Origin of the sequence: Epilithonimonas caeni DSM 17710, assembly GCF_000426465.1 — a bacterium.
Taxonomy (GTDB): Bacteria; Bacteroidota; Bacteroidia; order Flavobacteriales; family Weeksellaceae; genus Epilithonimonas; species Epilithonimonas caeni.
The window spans coordinates 375,962-394,337 of record NZ_KE384527.1 but is presented as its reverse complement, the minus strand read 5'-3'; the positions used below and the strand labels follow the sequence as shown (position 1 = coordinate 394,337).

13 protein-coding genes are annotated in these 18,376 nt (G+C 36.4%); 10 read left to right on the top strand and 3 right to left on the bottom strand.

The window, feature by feature from the left end; genetic code table 11:
• Positions 1-4 precede the first annotated feature (4 nt).
• Together fabF and K319_RS0116840 are read right to left on the bottom strand one after the other, a co-directional pair.
• Positions 5-1,252, bottom strand: a complete 1,248-nt coding sequence (gene fabF, locus K319_RS0116845; protein ID WP_027384667.1) for a beta-ketoacyl-ACP synthase II — start codon at positions 1,250-1,252, stop codon at positions 5-7.
• Between the two features lie 24 nt (positions 1,253-1,276).
• Positions 1,277-1,516, bottom strand: a complete 240-nt coding sequence (locus K319_RS0116840) for an acyl carrier protein (protein WP_002976354.1) — start codon at positions 1,514-1,516, stop codon at positions 1,277-1,279.
• Between the two features lie 180 nt (positions 1,517-1,696).
• On the opposite strand from K319_RS0116840, the gene folE reads away from it, so the two are divergent.
• From folE to K319_RS0116790, 10 genes are all read left to right on the top strand, one after another.
• Positions 1,697-2,362 (top strand): GTP cyclohydrolase I FolE, encoded by a 666-nt coding sequence (folE, locus tag K319_RS0116835; protein WP_027384666.1) that lies wholly within the window; start codon positions 1,697-1,699, stop codon positions 2,360-2,362.
• 116 nt (positions 2,363-2,478) lie between these two features.
• A complete protein-coding gene (gene cysS / locus K319_RS0116830) occupies positions 2,479-3,948 on the top strand; it encodes a cysteine--tRNA ligase (RefSeq protein WP_027384665.1) in 1,470 nt (489 codons plus the stop codon).
• 114 nt (positions 3,949-4,062) lie between these two features.
• Positions 4,063-5,208, top strand: coding sequence for a T9SS type A sorting domain-containing protein (locus K319_RS0116825; protein WP_027384664.1), 1,146 nt, complete (start codon positions 4,063-4,065; stop codon positions 5,206-5,208).
• 98 nt (positions 5,209-5,306) lie between these two features.
• Positions 5,307-6,038, top strand: coding sequence for a hypothetical protein (locus K319_RS0116820; RefSeq protein WP_027384663.1), 732 nt, complete (start codon positions 5,307-5,309; stop codon positions 6,036-6,038).
• Positions 6,039-6,109: 71 nt separating this feature from the next.
• Positions 6,110-8,764 carry a 4-alpha-glucanotransferase gene (locus K319_RS0116815; RefSeq protein WP_027384662.1) on the top strand — a complete coding sequence of 885 codons (2,655 nt, stop codon included), beginning with the start codon at positions 6,110-6,112 and terminating at the stop codon, positions 8,762-8,764.
• Between the two features lie 220 nt (positions 8,765-8,984).
• The gene (locus K319_RS0116810; RefSeq protein WP_027384661.1) at positions 8,985-9,914 is read left to right on the top strand and encodes a hypothetical protein; all 930 of its coding nucleotides are present in this window, start codon (positions 8,985-8,987) and stop codon (positions 9,912-9,914) included.
• 96 nt (positions 9,915-10,010) lie between these two features.
• Entirely contained in the window at positions 10,011-10,391 is a 381-nt protein-coding gene (locus tag K319_RS0116805) for a Spy/CpxP family protein refolding chaperone (protein ID WP_027384660.1), read from the top strand.
• Positions 10,392-10,498: 107 nt separating this feature from the next.
• Positions 10,499-11,008, top strand: coding sequence for a ferritin (locus K319_RS0116800; RefSeq protein ID WP_027384659.1), 510 nt, complete (start codon positions 10,499-10,501; stop codon positions 11,006-11,008).
• Between the two features lie 15 nt (positions 11,009-11,023).
• Positions 11,024-12,904, top strand: a complete 1,881-nt coding sequence (locus K319_RS0116795; RefSeq protein ID WP_084403468.1) for a DUF3857 domain-containing protein — start codon at positions 11,024-11,026, stop codon at positions 12,902-12,904.
• A gap of 13 nt (positions 12,905-12,917) precedes the next feature.
• Positions 12,918-14,888: a transglutaminase-like domain-containing protein gene (locus K319_RS0116790; RefSeq protein ID WP_027384657.1), complete on the top strand. Its 1,971-nt coding sequence runs from the start codon at positions 12,918-12,920 to the stop codon at positions 14,886-14,888.
• A gap of 309 nt (positions 14,889-15,197) precedes the next feature.
• Here K319_RS0116790 and K319_RS0116785 read toward each other — a convergent pair whose 3' ends face one another.
• Complete coding sequence (locus K319_RS0116785; protein ID WP_027384656.1) at positions 15,198-18,365, bottom strand: UvrD-helicase domain-containing protein; 3,168 nt, start codon at positions 18,363-18,365, stop codon at positions 15,198-15,200.
• Positions 18,366-18,376 lie beyond the last annotated feature (11 nt).

Below are 18,376 nucleotides of genomic sequence, written 5' to 3'. Positions count from 1 at the left end.
CATATTATATTTTTTTGAAAAGTACACAAGCATTATGTCCTCCGAAACCAAAAGTATTACTCATGGCAATATTAACGTCTTTTTCAACAGCTGTGTTGAAAGTGAAATTAAGCCTACTATCGATTTTTTCATCATCGGTAAAATGATTGATGGTTGGCGGAACAATACCGTGGATAATAGTATGCAAAGCTGCAATAGCTTCTATAACACCTGCAGCACCCAAAAGATGTCCGGTCATGGATTTTGTAGAATTTATCTGAATGTCGTAAGCATGCTCTCCGAATAATCTTGCAATTGCATTAGATTCTGCGATGTCTCCTAGTGGAGTAGATGTACCATGCATGTTGATATGATCTACTTCATCAGCAGTTACACCGGCATCCTCCAGGCAATTTTTCATTACCAGATAAGCACCAAGTCCTTCAGGATGTGGAGCGGTCATGTGATGTGCATCTGCGCTCATCCCTCCACCGGCTAATTCTGCATAGATCGTTGCACCTCTCTGTTTTGCGTGCTCATATTCTTCCAGAATGATACATCCGGCACCCTCTCCCAAAACAAATCCATCCCTGTCTTTGTCAAATGGTCTGGAAGCTGTCTTTGGATCATCATTTCTTGTGGAAAGTGCATGCATCGCGTTGAAGCCTCCCATTCCGCTCGCTGTAACAGCAGCTTCCGAACCACCACAGACAATAACATCCGCTTTACCAAGATTGATTAGCATTTTAGCATCAATCAAAGCATTGGCAGAAGAAGCACAAGCAGAAACAGTTGTGTAGTTAGGCCCATGGAAACCATATTCGATAGAAATATTTCCAGGCGTAATGTCTGCGATCATTTTTGGAATAAAGAAAGGATTGAATCTCGGAATACCGTTGGATTCAGCAAAACCTAAAACTTCTGTTTCAAAAGTCTCCAGTCCACCGATTCCTGATCCCCAGATAACACCCACACGGTCTTTATTCACATTATCTTCTATAAGTCTGCTGTGAGCGATAGCTTCTCTTGCGGCAATTTGCCCGAACTGGGAATTTCTATCCATCTTTTTCGCCTCTTTTTTATCGAAATAATTGAGAGGGTCATAGTTTTTTACCTCGCTGGCAAACTTAGTTTTGAAATTAGTGGAATCAAAAAGAGTAATGGGAGCAGCTCCGCTCTCTCCTTTTTTAAGGTTTTCCCAGTATTCTTTCGCATTATTTCCGATTGGTGTAATGGCGCCAAAACCGGTTACAACTACTCTTTTTAATTCCATAAATTTTTTTCTGTCTAGATAATATTATTTATTTACAACTTCTTCGATGTAAGCAATAGCGTGACCTACAGTTGTAATTTTTTCTGCTTGATCATCTGGAATTTGAATGTTGAATTCTTTTTCGAACTCCATGATAAGTTCTACAGTATCCAAAGAATCAGCCCCTAAATCGTTAGTGAAGCTAGCTTCTGGAGTTACTTCTGTTTCTTCAACGTCAAGCTTATCAGCGATGATAGCTTTTACTCTTGATGCAATGTCTGACATAGTATTTATTTTTAATTATGTTAATTTGGTGCAAATATATAAAATTTCAAATCATTTCAATTTTTTTTTAGTTTTTTAAACTTGTTCTAAATCTATCCTTTTTATAATCAAATCTTTATATTTACTCTGGATAGGCTGCAAAATTTTGTTTATTTTTGCGACTTATTATTAAATAATATTATGGAACATTTTCCTAATAATGACGATGATCTGTTCACAGGCAAAGACCACACTCCTTTGAGACCCGATGCTTTTGAACTAAAGCCAGAAGATAAGGTGAAAAAAATAGAAGGTCTTTTTGCAGAGATTATGCATACGCTTGGTTTGGATATGACAGACGATTCTTTGAAAGATTCTCCAAAACGTGTTGCAAAAATGTATGTGAATGAGATTTTCGGTGGTCTTCTCCCAGAGAACAAACCTGGAGTTTCGACATTTAAAAATCAATATAAATACCGTCAGATGCTTGTTGAGAAGGATATTACGGTTTATTCTTTCTGTGAACATCATTTTTTACCAATTATCGGAAAAGCGCATGTAGCTTATATATCTAACGGAGAAGTAATTGGACTGTCAAAAATCAACAGAATTGTTGATTATTATGCAAAACGCCCGCAGGTCCAGGAAAGACTGACCATGCAGATTGTTGATGCTTTGAAAGAAGCCTTAGGAACGAAAAACGTAGCTTGTATCATAGATGCTAAACATCTTTGTGTGAATTGCAGAGGAATCAAGGATACGGCAAGCTCCACAATCACGGCGGAATTAAGCGGGATTTTTAGAACAAACCCGATTACGAGACAGGAATTCTTACATTATGTAGGAAGCCATGCGAAATTTGATTGAAATGATAAAATTTAAAAAATATTCTCATAAGATTTTCATCGCAACCATCATTTGTTGCTGATTTTTTGTGCCCATATTTAATCATTTATCAATTATTTATCATTAATTAAAAATCAATGCAACTAAAAATATACAACTCGCTGTCAGGCGAAAAAGAAGTTTTCAGACCCATATTAGAAGGTAATATCGGAATGTATGTCTGCGGGCCAACGGTTTACAGCAATGTGCATTTGGGTAACGTGAGAACTTTTTTGTCTTTCGATTTCATCTACAGAAGTCTTCAGTTTCTTGGCTACAAAGTCAGATATGTCAGAAATATTACTGATGCAGGACATCTGACAGACGATGGCGATATCAATAATGACCGTTTCATCAAACAATCCAGGTTGGAGAAGCTGGAACCTATGGAAATTGTACAGAAATATACAGTCGATTTTCATGATGTTCTGAAGAAGTTCAATTTGCTTCCGCCAACTATTGAGCCGACAGCAACAGGTCACATCATCGAACAATTGGAACTGACTAAACTTTTGGTAGAAAAAGGTTTTGCCTACGAAAGCAATGGTTCTGTCTATTTCGATGTTTTGGAATATAATGCAAGAGGTCTTAATTATGGCGAGTTGTCCAGAAGAAACATCGAGGAATTATTTGCCAATACAAGAGATCTGGATGGACAGGGCGAGAAAAAGAATCCTCAGGATTTTGCACTTTGGAAAAAAGCATCACCGGAACATATCATGAAATGGCCTTCGCCCTGGGGAGAAGGTTTCCCAGGCTGGCATCTGGAATGTACAGCAATGAGCACCAAATATCTTGGTGACCAATTCGATATTCACGGTGGTGGAATGGATTTGAAATTCCCGCACCACGAATGTGAAATTGCCCAGGGGAAAGCTTGCAACGGGGTAGAACCTGTAAAATATTGGATGCATGCCAATATGCTGACGATGAACGGACAAAGAATGAGTAAATCGACCGGAAATTATATCCTTCCGATGGAATTGATTACCGGGCATAACGACTTTTTTGAGAAAGCGTTTCATCCGAGCGTTTTGAGGTTTTGCTTTTTACAGGCCCATTACAGAAGTGTTCTGGATATTTCCAATGATGCGATGCTGGCGAGCGAAAAAGGTTTTAACCGATTGATGGAAGCTGTGAAAATCCTGAATACGCAAGTTCCTGTAGAAGGCGTGGAAACTTCTTCTTTTGATTATAAAAATTGGAAAGAAAAAGTGTTGGAGGCTTTGTCAGACGATTTCAACAGTCCGATCCTGATTTCCCATTTATTCGAAGCCGTGAAGTTTATTTCAGCTTCAAAATTAGGCAAAGAAAGTATTTCTACAGAAGATTATGAAGATCTGAAACAATTCCTGAATGCGATTGTTTTTGATGTTTTAGGATTAGAAACGATTGAAGAATCCAATAACGATAAGCTCGACCAGACTTTGCAGGTTTTGATCGATCTGAGAAATCAGGCAAGAAAATCCAAGAATTGGGAATTGTCTGACCAGATCCGTGACCAGCTTCTTGAAAAAGGGATCGAGCTGAAGGATGGAAGAGACGGAACAACTTACGTTTTGAATTGATTATTTAAAATAATAATATTAAACCTTTCGTAAAAAGCGGAAGGTTTTTTTGTTGAATGTAACGTTGTATTCTAAAAATAACTAACTTAGTCATAGTAATTTAAAATATCAACTATGAAAAAAACTTTATCTACTTTATTATTGTTATCTGTTAGTACAATGGCTTTTGCTCAGCAAGATATTTTTGCACTGACAGGGAAAGACGTTACAAATATTATTTTTCAGGATTTTCGTTCCTTAGATTCCAAAAAAGGTATTACTGAAAATATTTTGTTGTCAGGTAAGGACCAACCCAGAATTTATTCTACCAAATTAAACAAGGAAGTTTCTGCGGATAATAAATCTTCAGCCAATGCCTTATCCAATCAAATTGCAACTTTGGCTGTGGATGGAAGAGGGAAGTTGGTTTATATGCCGATGTTTTCTTCCAATATCTATATTCTGGATTCAAAAACCAAAGACATCACTTTGTTGGAAAATGATCTTTCTAACCCAACATCTTGTGACATTGGTTCCCAGTTTTCCAGAATGGCAACAGGTAGTGATGGTAATGTTTATGCACTTTCTAATTCTGGTTCTCAGCTTCTGAAAATTTCTAATAAAGATGGTAAATATTCGGTTACAGATCTGGGAATTGTAAAAGATGACTCAGGAAATGGAGAAAATCTGCTGAGTAAGATGCAGACTGGTTTTGGCGGTGATATGATTGCTGATGAGAATAATAATTTCTATGTTTTCTCTGCTTTGGGAAATGTCTTCAAAGTGAAAGATATGAAAGCTAAATTCATCGGAAAGATAAAATCCTTGCCTGAGAATTTTTCCATCAATGGAGCGGCTGTCAATTCTGAAGGAAAAATCATTTTGGCCAGTGCAAAAGGCGGTGTTTTCCATACTTTGAATCTTGAAACATTACAGTCCGAAAAAATGAACAATAATCTTGATATGCCAATCTATGACCTCGGAAGTCCTTATGTTTTGAAATCAAATAAAGCGACTGTTGATAATAATAAAAATGACATTTATCCAACAATAGTTTCCGAAGGTTTTGTGAATGTTAGAATGGCAGACAACCAGAAAGGAAATGCCAATGTGAAAGTTTATAATGTTTCAGGAAATTTGGTTTCCAATCAAACCATTACCAATATTTCCAATTCTGAAAACAGAATTGAATTAGACAAACTAGTTTCCGGTGTTTATGTGGTAAATGTAGAATCCGAAAATGGTAAAACGATTGTTTCTAAGAAAATCATTGTGAAGTAAATTATTTTCAATCATAAATATTTAGAAATACGGTTAATGAAAGTTAAACCGTATTTTTATTTTGATAAAGTAATTTACTTTTGAACAAACAATAGCTTTTGAAAAGACTTTTACAAATCATTTTTCTCGTTTTGGCAGGATTTATTTTTTCTCAGAATATTTCAGGAAACGTAATGTCCGAAGATGAAGTAATGATTTCCAAAGTTCTGATTGTGAATATGACCTCCAACCAAAGAACATACAGCGATGCCTACGGGAAATTTGTGATTGGTGGAAATATTGGCGATGAGATTCGGTTTGCAAAGGAGGGCTACAGACTTGCGAAGACCATCATCACTTCTAATAATTTCCAGGTTGTTCAACTTGAGAAAATTCCACAAGAGATAGAGGAGGTTAGCATGATCAACAAAAGAATTGCGGAATCTCAGGAAGAAAAGCTTAGAAAGGATATCGGATTACCAAAAGGACCGGAAAAACCACGTGAAAAACCGGCTGATGCTGTGGATGATATTGTAAAACCTTTGATCGGCATTCCTCCAATGCTTAATTTTCAGGCGATTTATGATGTTGTCAGTGGGAAGTCGAGAAGATTGCGACGGCTTTACAAATACGAAGATTTACAGGAAGGTTTGGCTTGGGTCAAAAATAATGTAGATTGGGAATATTTTCGTGATGCAGGAATTGAGCCTAAAAATATGAATGATTTTCTGATGTTTGCATTGCAGGACGAAAAAGTCCTGATGTATATGAAAGCCAAAAATATTGGCGGACTTACAGTTTCTTTGGATAATAATATTGGTGCATATTTGGAAAGAATTAGTAAAAAATGATTTTTTTACAGGAATATTATTTATAATTCAATAAATCGTTAAATTGCATCAATATTAATAGACCTTAATAAATGAAACTATACTTTAGTGTTAACTTCGGGACAAAAGTTGGCCAGAGACTCATTTTGCGCCTATTTGACGACAAAAATGAGCATCGTGACTACGACTTAGCTTATTCCGAAAATAATAACTGGACCACAGAAATTGATTATTTTTCTAAATTGATTCTCTACAAATATCTTGTCGTGAAGGAAGATGGGGAGGTTTTGGAGGAAGAGATTCCTTTTCATCAGCTCAATCTTCCGAACAGCTTCAAAGAATTTGTAATTTTTGACCAATGGAATCTCAAAAATTTTCCGGAAAATTATCTCACCAACAAAATCCTTCACAATCGTCTACAAGGTTTTCAGCCTGCGAAACAACCTGTTGTTAAGAAGCATACGCATCTTTTTAGGATAGAAGCACCACTTTATCATCCGAATTGGAAATTGGTTTTGATTGGCAATGTTGATGCTTTGGGAAACTGGGATTATGAAAAGGCAATCGAACTGAATGAAACTGATTACGGTGTTTGGGAAACCGGCGTAGAAATCAATTCTCATCAGACGATTCTTTACAAATACGCCATCAAAGATAAAAATACAGGCCAAGTTTTTTACATAGAACCAAACGAAAATCGTTGGGTTTTTGGAAATCCAAACAAGGATATTCTTTATGTGAAAGCTGACCATTATTTTAAATTCGATAATCATACGCTTTGGCATTCTGCGGGCGTTGCGGTTCCGGTTTTCTCTTTGAGAACAGAAGACGGTTTTGGTGTTGGAGAATTTCCTGACATCAAAAAATTGGGAGATTGGGCCAATGAAACCAAATTGTCTGTGATCCAGATTTTACCGATCAACGATACAACGGCGAATTACAGTTGGACAGATTCTTATCCTTATGCAGCGATTTCGGTTTATGCACTTCATCCGCAATATCTTTCGATTGAAAAATTAGAGTATGCTTTACCAAAAGATTTGGTTGAAGATTATCAAACGAAAAAAGCAGAACTTAATGCTTTATCTCTGATTGATTATGAGCAGATGATTTCCGGAAAATGGAAATATGCAAAAGCTGTTTTCGAGGAAAATCAAGAGGCTATTCTTAAAGATAAAAACTTCAAAAAGTTCATTAAAGATAATGAGGGATGGCTGATGCCTTACTCTGCCTTTTGTGTTTTGAGAGACAAATACAAAACGCCCAACTTTAATGAATGGAAGACTCATAAAAAATATGTTGCTGGAAAAGTAGCGACACTTTATTCGCCAAAACATAAAGAATACTTTCAAGTGATGCTTCACGCTTGGATTCAGTATCAATTGCACTTGCAGTTACAAGACGCTGTGGAATATCTGCACCATTTGGGGATTTCTGTAAAAGGAGATCTGCCGATTGGGATTTACAGGCATTCTGTAGAAGCCTGGACAGAGCCGGAACTGTTCGGAATGGATTTCCAGGCTGGTGCACCGCCAGACCAATTTTCGGATCTGGGACAAAACTGGGAATTCCCGACTTACAATTGGGAAGTGATGAAAGCAGACGGTTACCAATGGTGGAAAAAACGTTTCAAAGTTCTGGAACAGTATTTTGACGCCATGAGAATTGACCATATTCTTGGATTTTTCAGAATCTGGAGAATGCCGATTTCTGCGACTCAAGGTTTGTTGGGCTATTTTTATCCGGCGCTTCCTGTAACTGAGAAAGAATTTGCTGACAGACAGATTCCGTTTAGCTTTGACAGATATGTAAAGCCATTCGTAAATGATCCTATACTTTGGGAAAACTTCGGAGATGTGAAGGATAAAGTTCAGAATCATTTCTTTGAAAATCATCATAATGGAACTTATACTTTCAAACCGGAGTTTGATACTCAGAGAAAATTAACCGATTATTTCAAGAAAGAATCTTGGGATTGGGCGGAAGAAAAATTGATTTCTTTGGCTGGAAATGTTCTATTCTTAACTGAAGAAACAGAAAACGGAGTTGTTTATCATCCGAGATTCAATATTGCCAAAACGACTTCTTATAAATATCTTCCGGATTGGGAAAAAGCAAAACTGAATGATGTTTACAACGATTATTTCTTCAAACGTCAGGATGGGCTTTGGTATCACAAAGCGATGGAAAAATTACCTGCTTTGCTGAATTCTACAACGATGTTGATTTGTGGCGAGGATTTAGGATTGGTTCCGGATTCAGTTCCGGTTGTGATGGATAAATTGGCGATTACCGCTTTGAAAGTTCAAAGAATGCCTTCTGAAAATATCGCTTGGTACGACCCAAAAAATGCAAGCTATCTGAATGTTGTTACAGCTTCTTCTCACGATAGTTCTACATTGAGACAATGGTGGCACGAAGACAGAAATCTGACTCAGAAATATTTTAATAACCAATTAGGACAGTATGGAACTGCGCCTTGGGATTTGGCTCCGGAATTGTCAGAAATGATAATGAAACAGCATCTTTACACAGATGCGATGCTGGCGATTTTCCCGATTCAGGAATTTTTGGCGACTGACCATGAATTGATGAACCCGAATATGGATGAAGAAAGAATCAACAATCCTGCAGTTTTTCCACACTATTGGCGATACAGAATGCATCTTAAATTGGAAGATTTGAAAACCAAAGACAGATTCAATCAGAAAGTTGCAAGTTGGGTTGAAAATAGCGACCGATTTTAATCCGAAAAAATGAATTTTAAGGCCTTTCAAATTTTTGAAGGGCTTTTTTATTGAAAATTATTAGTCTGATTATCAGGCGTAAATTCTGGTTTTGGATTCAATTTTAATTTCTAATCTAACTTTTCGTTTAACTTTTATTATCCGTCAATATCCAAAAGATAGAAAGTTTCATTTCAAGGGAAAAATGGATTTTCGAATTCAATTTTTAAAATAAAAAGTTATGAAAAAGATATTTTTAACACTTGCTATTATTTTTGGTGGATTAGTTTCTGCACAAGATTACTACGACACTTATCCAACCGATTATAACGGATACGAATATTATGATGATTCCTACGATTATCCGGATGATTATTATTACAACTATCCAACGGATTATTATCCCGACCAATATTATCAAGGTTATTACAACGATTACCGAAATGCGGTTTTCTCTGTGAACTGGAATCAATTTTTTGTACAATATCGTTTGAGCCCGTTCCAAATCAATCAGATCATGATTCTGAATAATCGTTTTGCATCTTATGCGGCTTGGAACTCTTATTACAGATGGAATCCGGATAGATGGTACTATGACAGATTTTATGCCCTTCAACACATTTTAGGACCAAGAATCTTCGTCGTTTATCAGAATGTTTATTTCCGTGGAGCAAGTCCGTTCGTATATTACAGAAACCGTTGCGTTAACTTCTATGCTAGACGATATCCGGTAAGACCTGTTTACAGAAATGTGAATATCAATATCTATAAAGTCAACCGAGGAAACTTCAGAGAAGGATTTAGAGAAAATGTAAGAAACCAAGGTATGATAAATCCAATCAGAAATAACGGAATCAGAAATGATGATCCAAGAAGTGGTTCTAATGGAAATAATCGGGGAGGAATCAGAAGCTCTGAAAATAATGAGATAAGAAATTCTGGAGGGACAAGAGAAGGTAACTTTGGAGGAATAAGAAACGGAAGTAACTCTGCCAATGTGAGAAACCAGCCATCGCCAAGTATTAGAAATGAGGGAGGCAGAGTCAGACAAAATCAAAACTCTGAAAGAAAAATCGAGAACAGAAGTAATGAGCGTTCTGACCAAAGAAATTCTGCTCCAAGATCCCAAAATAATGGAAGAGGTTCTGGAACCAGATTTGTCTCAAGATAAAATTTAACAAATTTTATTATTTGAAATTTTAACCTGGATTAAAAATTGACATCAAACTAACAGATAAAATTTATTAATATTAAAATCAATCAAAAAATGAAAAAATTAATTTTAAGCGCAGCATTTCTTGGACTAGGTGTTTTCGGATTTGCTCAAACAACACAAGATAGAAAAGCAAACTTTGAACAAAAGAAAGCAGAACATCTTCAAAAGATGAAACAAGAGTTGAATCTAACGGATGCTCAGGTGGCACAGATCAAAGCATTGCACGAATCCAAGGCTGCTGAAAGAAAACAAGAAATGACAGCTAAAAAAGGAGACAGAATGCAGAAGATGAAAGAAAATGAGGCTGAAATGCAGAAAATCCTGACACCGGAACAATTCAAAAAATTCCAAGAGTTGAAAGCTAAAAAAATGGCAGAAAGAAAAGAAAAGTTCCAAGAAAGAAAAAGTGCTAATTCAGCAGTTGTGAAATAAGTTTTTAGTTAGTGATTAATTTCAGAAAGAGTCGTTATATTTTTAACGGCTCTTTTTTTTATATTTGGGCTTTAAAGTTAAAATTTTATAAAAAATATAAAAAAGTTATGGTTTCAGAGAAAATTATCACATTGGTCAATGAACAAATTACCAAAGAACAATATGCGGCACAATTGTATCTTTCTATGAGCGCCTGGTTTTACGCACAGGATCTGGAAGGTATCGGGAACTATTTTCGTGTACAATCCAAAGAAGAATTGATGCACGCTGACAAAATGTTCGATTATGTGAACGACATCGGAGGACAAATCATTTTGAACGAAGTTCCAAAGCCGCCGCACGAATTCAACAATGCCCAGGAAATCTTTGAAAAAGCGCTTGATCATGAGAGATTGGTGACAAAGAGTATTTTCAATATCGTGAAAGTGGCCAATGATGAAGGTGATTTTGCGACGACAAGCTTCCTCCAATGGTTCATTAATGAGCAGGTGGAAGAGGAATCTAGCGCTTCTCTATTGGTAACGAAAATCAAAATGGTAAAGGATAATCCTTCTGCATTGTATCTATTCGATCAGGAATTGGCACAAAGGGTTTTTAATCCGGCTGCTGAGAACTAATATTTTATTTTGTTGATGAAAAAACTAATAACCCTGTTTGTGGTCATCTCTGTAAGGATGTTGTCACAGAATTACGGTATTTCAGAAATTCCTGAAGAACTTAAGAAAGATGCGAATGCTGTAATTCGTAACATTAGTTCTGAGTATGTTATCAAAGCTGAAAATAGTATTGAATTAAAAAAGAAAATCATTATTTCGATATTAAATAAAGCGGGCGAAGGCAACTCATACGTCTATATTCCTTATGACAAATACAGCAAAATTTCTGATATCAAGATCAAAGTCCTGGATGAGAATGGAAAACAAATCAAAACCTACTCAAAAAGTGATTTGAATGATGTGAGCCAGTCAGACGATTCTTATTTGTATTCTGATGACAGAGCTTTGAGAATGAGAATTATTAATCCGGTTTATCCTTACACTATAGAGACTTCTTATACGGAAAGGTCGTCAGACACAGTATTCCTCCCTGTATTGCAGCCCTATATGGACGAAAATGTTTCAGTGCAAAATTGGAGTGTGGAATTCAAAAATGAATCTGGCATCAAGCTTCGTAAAAAAGTCACAGAAACATCTTTTGGAAAAGCAGAAATCACAGAATCTGATAATTTTTTAAAAGCGGTTTACAAAAATCTTCCGGCCTATAAAGATGAGAGTTATTCGCCGGATCAAAGAGTGGTTGTTTCCAAAGTAGAATTTGCGTTAGACAGAGCTTGTTTGAAAGGTGTTTGTGGCGATTTTTCTAATTGGAACAGTTTTGCTAATTGGTACAAAGGTTTGTTGGAGCCTGTTTCTGTTGTCACTCCGGAAATTCAACAAGAGGTTGATGCTCTTGCTCTTACAGGGACTGTTTCTGAAAAAGTGCAGAAGATCTATCAATATATGCAGAGCAAAACTCGGTATGTTTTTGTTGCGATAGGCATTGGAGGCTGGCAGCCGATGTCTGCGGATGATGTTAGGAAAAAAGGTTATGGAGATTGCAAAGCTCTGACCAATTATATGAGAGTTCTTTTGAAAGCCGCTGGCATACCATCTTATTATTCAGTTATCTATAGTGATAAAACAGCAAAGGTCTTTGATAAGGATTTTCCAAAGATGGACGGTAATCATGTGATACTTTGTGTGCCGACAGAGGATGGCAATATCTGGTTAGAGAATACTTCTCAAAATATCGCTTTCAACCATCTGAGCTACAGAACGATGGATAGGAATGTGATCATGGTAAAAGATAGCACTGCTGAACTCATCGATACACCAAAATCTCTATCAGAAAATAATAAAGAAATATTAAGAATAAAAGCCAATATATCAGCTGATAATACATTGAGCGTTTCTTCCAATTTCAATTTTTCGGGAGGGATGTATGATATGCTTCTACCATTGGTTTCTTTGTCTCCGACTGATCAGAAAGATGCTCTGAAAAAACGTTATGATTATCTTCAGTTTTCCAATATCGATTTGACCAATTTGGACAATGACAGAAGTGGGGCAAAGATAACTTTTGATCTGAACTTTAAAGCCAACAATTATTCCAAATCTTTGGGTGCTGATATTTATTTCAGAGCGATTCCTTTTTTAGACTCTGATTTTCATCTGGAAAATACAGACAGGAAACTTCCCATAGAGATTCCTTTCGGATTCACAGATGATTATGAGGTAGAATACACGATCCCGGAAACCTATAAATTTTCCGAAATCTTATCTCCTGTAAAAATAGATTCCGAGTTTGGAAGTTTTTCTATGGAGTTCATCCCGGTGGATAAAAAGCTTTTGGTCAAAAGAAAATTCATGTTGAAGAAAGGGACTTTTTCTCCTGATAAAATTTCAGATTATATTAATTTCAGAAAGAAAACCAATAAAATAGACCATACGAAAATCCTGATAACTAAACTATAAATAAAACTAAGTAATGAAAACTAAAATCTTACAATTGATGTTAACCTGTGCAATCCTTCCAATGTTTGCACAGTACAAATTTCTTGATATCCCTAAACTGGACAACGATGATCTGAAATCTACAGCTTATGCAAAAAATCCATCAGAAGCAGCGGAGATTCTTTATAAGTCCTATCATTATTATATATCAGACGGACAATTGAATCTGGATGTTGTAAGCCGTGTGAAAATCTATAAAAAAGACCAGGCTGGGAAATTCCTTGATCAGGAAATCTATACCTATGATGGTAAAAACAACAAGTCAGAAAAGGTTACCTCTCTGAAAGTACTGACTTATAATCTTGTTAATGATAAAGTGGAGACCACAACTGTTGAAAAGAACTCCAAATACAAATCCAAGGAATCTAAAAATTATACAGTTACGAAATTTGCTTTTGAGAATGTAAAAGATGGTTCTGTCATAGAATATAAATACTCGGTGCTATCACCTTATGTTTGGTCTGTGGATAAAGTTACAATAGAAGATAATGTCCCTACGCGTCGTTTTGATTATGTGTTGGACTTTCCAAAATATCTTGGATTTAACATAGATTATAAAGGAAGTTTGACACCAAAGAATAGAGATGTTGCAGATAAAAACATCTACGGAGGAGAATATTATACATATCGTTTTGGGTATGAAAATATAGCACCTTACAGAGATGAAAAATATGTCCATAATCTGGATAACTATAGAACATCTATAAGAGCGGAGCTTAACTCTACCAATATTACAAGAATACCGGGAGCCTATGATTATAGTGATACAGGTGGTTTCAAGTCTTATGCTGTAAGTTGGAATGATATCAGAAAACAATTATATGAATCTGAATTTTTTGGAGACCAGTTGAAGAAGAAATCTTTGGTGAAAGAGCTTCTTCCTGCAGATATCAAGACTATTTCTTCTCCTGAGGAAAAAGCGGCTGCGGTCCAGAAATTTGTTCAGAAAAATTATACATGGAATAATTATTATACCGTTGGCGCAGAAGAAGGAAAAGGTATCAGAAACCTTTTGGAAACCAGGGTAGGAAGTTCAGGGGAGATAAACCTATTGTTGATATTATTGATGAGAAGTGCCGGTCTGGATGCGCAGCCAGTTGTTTTATCTACAATAGGACGAGGACTTCTATTGGATCATTCTCCGTCTTTGAATCAACTCAATTATGTCTTGGCTTTGGTCGATATTGGAGGAAAAGCCACTATTTATGATGCAACCTCCAAGATGATGCTTCCAAACCTCATCCGTCCAACTGCACTTAATTACAACGGATATTTGATGACAGAAAAAGAGGCTAAAAAAATTAATATATTCTCCCCTGGAAAGAGCACAACTTACCTTACCGTAGATGCAAAGCTGAACCCGGATGGAACGGTTACAGGAAATTTCTCTGACAGAGATACGCAGCTTTATGCCATGATGAACAACGAAAGATATGATCAGGATAAAGCGGCTTACCAAAAAGAATCCTACAAAGAACGATACACTTTTCCCTTTACAAACATCAAGACAGAGTTGTTGGATAACAATGATTTTCAGACCAGCTTTGATTTTGACTCAGATTCATTTGTAGATGGTATCGGTGGAAAAATGGTTTTCAATCCATTATTGTTCTTATACAACAAATCCCACGAATTTGACCAGTCGGATGAAAGGCGCTCTCCTATAGAACTTTACACGGGCTATGACAAAATCAAAAAGGTGACGGTCACTTTACCGGATGGCTATGTTTTCGAAAATGTCCCGAAATCCAAAAAGTTCCGGACAGAAGATAGTGCGATCCAATATGTTTACAAAGTAACACAAGAAGGAAATAAACTAACTGTAGAAACCACTACAACTGTGGAAGACCCTGTTTATCCTAAAGAATATTATCCGGCCTTCAAACAGATCTTTGATAATATAACAAAGATGGAAGGTCAGGTTGTAACAGCTGTTAAGAAATAGAAAGCAAATCCCAGGAATTATTTCTCGGGATTTGTTTTATAATATTAATGAACTTTATTGAACATGAATCATGAAAGTCGCAGAGCGACGACCTGTTAATAGAAAAGCAAACAAAATAATCCAAGCTCCGTAGGAGCGGCCTGTAAAACTTCCCTGCAGCCTCGCAACAAACTTTCATTGCTTCCCGAAAGCTCCCTGCACCCCTGCGACATGGTTTTGTGACTTCCCGAAAGTATGTTGCACCCCTGCAGCAAGCTTTCCGGAACGTCGGAAAGGCAATAGCAACGGAGTAAAGCATATTCGGGGAAATTAGATATAGATCACATCTGTTTTAATAACTTTTTTCCCAAACTGTTCAAGTTTGTTTTTATAAAGCTCAACCTGTTTTTGGTCTTTCTCATTCTCTTCTCCGGTTTTGAAATCGATAATGATGAATCCCTCACCAGTTTCGATCATCCTGTCCGGCCGGTAGGTTTTCGAGGTCTCGTTTTCAGTAGCAAACATCTCTCTTTCATTGATGATTTTAAGGTCTTCCTCAAAATAGCCCGAATGATCCTTATGATTCAGAATAGCTTCAATTCTCCCGAGAATCGATTGTTTTTCTTCAATGGTCACGATTCCTTCCAGAAGATAAGAATTGAGAACTTTGGAAACATCTTTTTTAGTTTTGATCCTGGATAGGATCTCGTGTGTGAAGATTCCCATTCTTACGTGCTCTACACGATTCTGATAACTTTTGGACGTTGTGGCAATTTCTATATTAGAAGATTTTTCTGTAGGCTGGGAAATCGAATGGATGTTCTCCGAAAGATATTCATTTTTCTCTTTTCTCTTTTGTTTTTTTAAGGATTCTGCTGAGGTTTCGAATATATCGAAAGAATCTGGTTTTTCTCCATTTTCTGTTGGCTGAAATTGTGTCACAAAATCAAATATTTCGAGATAATTATTTGTTTTGGTGGGTTTTTCAAGGTAGAAAAAAAGTTGTTCCACAGGTCTTGTTGTTGCAACGTATTGGATACAAAAACGGTCAATTCTATTACGGTAAGTATTTGTAGAATTAAAGCCTGCCAATTCTTCATCATATCGTGCCAGCTCTTCAGAAAATTGATTTAGAATTACTGTTTTCAGTTCGTCTCCACTTCCAAGGTCAAACCATTCCGAAAATTCTTTGTCCTTAACAGCTTTATAATTATTCCTCATAGGAATAAAAACAATCGGGAATTCCAGACCTTTTGCCTTATGAATCGTCATGATCTGAATGGCGTCCACATTTTCACTCGCCTGAATACTTATTTTAGAAGCTTCATCTTCCCAGAATTTCAAAAATTCTTTCAATGTTGTGCCTGCATTTTGGGTATAATTATGAAGCATTTCCAAGAAGTTCAAAAGGAAATCGGTTTCTTTATTCTCGATAGAAAATTCGTGAACGTAATATTCGATGAAATTATAAAGATTCAGTTGAGGAATGTCTTTCTGAACAAGCCTTACATTATATTTTGAATTAATAAAATCCTCGATTTCAGTTATTGATTCAAGGTTTAGGATTTTTCTGATCTCTGAAGTGAAATCTGTCATTTTGATCCTGCCGGAAACGTTTAAGAAATACATCATCTTTACCAGAAACTGACGGTTTTTTGGAACTAGATTCCATTTCAGAAATTCAATCAAAGCTTTTAGCGTAAATGCTAAATCAAGCGTTAATCCTTTCTCAGAAATCGTTTTGATGTAAGTTTCTTTTCCTTTATAATTAACTTTCAAATTTCCTAATAACTGAGAATAATTGAAAATATCAGAATTTCCTCGGCAAAGAATGGTGATGTCAGAAAAATCAAAACCATTATCCAGACTTTCTTGGATATCATTCTGCATTTTTTCCACAGTTTCTTCGTAGAAAATATCCTTGGTAGAATTTTCCAAAAGATGGATTTTTACCCTGCCTTCCAATTTCGATTTCGCTCCCTGAACCGCATTTTCTCCGAAAATTTTCTGATGCTCTTCATTCAGATCCCGCGACATAAAATCGTACAATCGATTATTAAAATCGACGATGTTTTTGGCACTTCTCCAATTGAATTCGAGGTTTTCCAGAGTCGCGAATTTCGGCGTGATTTCTTTCTTATTAATAATGTCGAGCATCAGTTCACTCTCTCCACCACGAAACCTGTAGATGCTCTGCTTCGGGTCGCCGACGATGGTGAAACTCGTATTCTCCGAGGTAATACTGTTATCGCGAAGTGGCAAAAAATTCTGCCATTGCATGGATGAGGTATCCTGAAACTCATCAAAAAAGTAATGCTGGAATTGTGTTCCTACTTTTTCATAAATAAAAGCTGATGGTTCATTCCTGAGATTTTCATTGATCAGAATATTGAATTTTGAGAGTAAGACCAGATCATTCTCTTCCTCGATCTCCAATAATTTTTTCTGTATATCCGCATTCACTTTCAAAGGAAGAATCGCTTGCAGAACTTTTTCCTTTTTCTGGGAATTGATATATAGATCGATGATTTCCCGTCGCCAGGAAATCAACTGTGGAAGTATTTCCACGATTTCCGCCTGCTTGTGTTTCCCTTTTGTGGAAGCACCTTTTAAAAACGTTTCGAGTTTAGAATCTTCGGAAGTGGTAGGGAACGGGAATTTTTTATCCTTGATCTTATGAAACTCGAGAATGTTCTGGAAAAAACCGCCGATTCCGCTTTTCCCACTTGCAAAATCCTCGATTTCAATTCCTCGATTTTTAATTAATTCTAAAGCCTGTTTTGTAATTTCAAGGGATTTTGCTTTGTAGGAATTGATGTTTTCCCTAAGCTCATTTTTCTTGTTTTCATAAGCTTGCCATTCAAAATCTTTGTTGTCCTGCAAAGGCTTATAATGGACATCGCTCACAAATTTCTTTGCAGAATTATAAAGCGTCTGGTTGAGGTTGACCCGCTCGTTGTTGTCCAGGTTATAATTGATGAAATCCATAAAAGCATCGGAAACGGTTTGGTCTTCACCAATTTCGTCCAGCATTTTATCAACTGCTTCAATCAAATATGGTTCTGGTTGAATTTCCAGATTGAAGTTCTGAGCCAAACCTAATTCATAAGAAAAACTCTTTACCAATCGGGAATTGAACTTGTCAATCGTTCCGATATTAAGCGTAGAGTAGTGATGCAAAATATAATCCAGCACTTTCTGAGAGCGGTGATGCAGATCTTCCAAAGTCACTCTGTAGCCTTTTTCAGCAAGAGCATCCTGGATATTTTTAAGGTCTTGATTTTCGAGGTAATTGTCTTTTACAAATTCACCAAGATAGAAAAGGATTCTTTCCTTCATTTCTTTGGCCGCTTTGTTGGTGAAGGTCAATGCCAAAATGGTTCTAATGGCATCTGACTGATTGGGAAATCTCAAGCAGATCATTAATAGATTCTGAACCAAGCGGTAAGTTTTCCCCGATCCAGCGGAAGCGTTGATGACGGTATATGAGTTTTGCATCCTTATATATT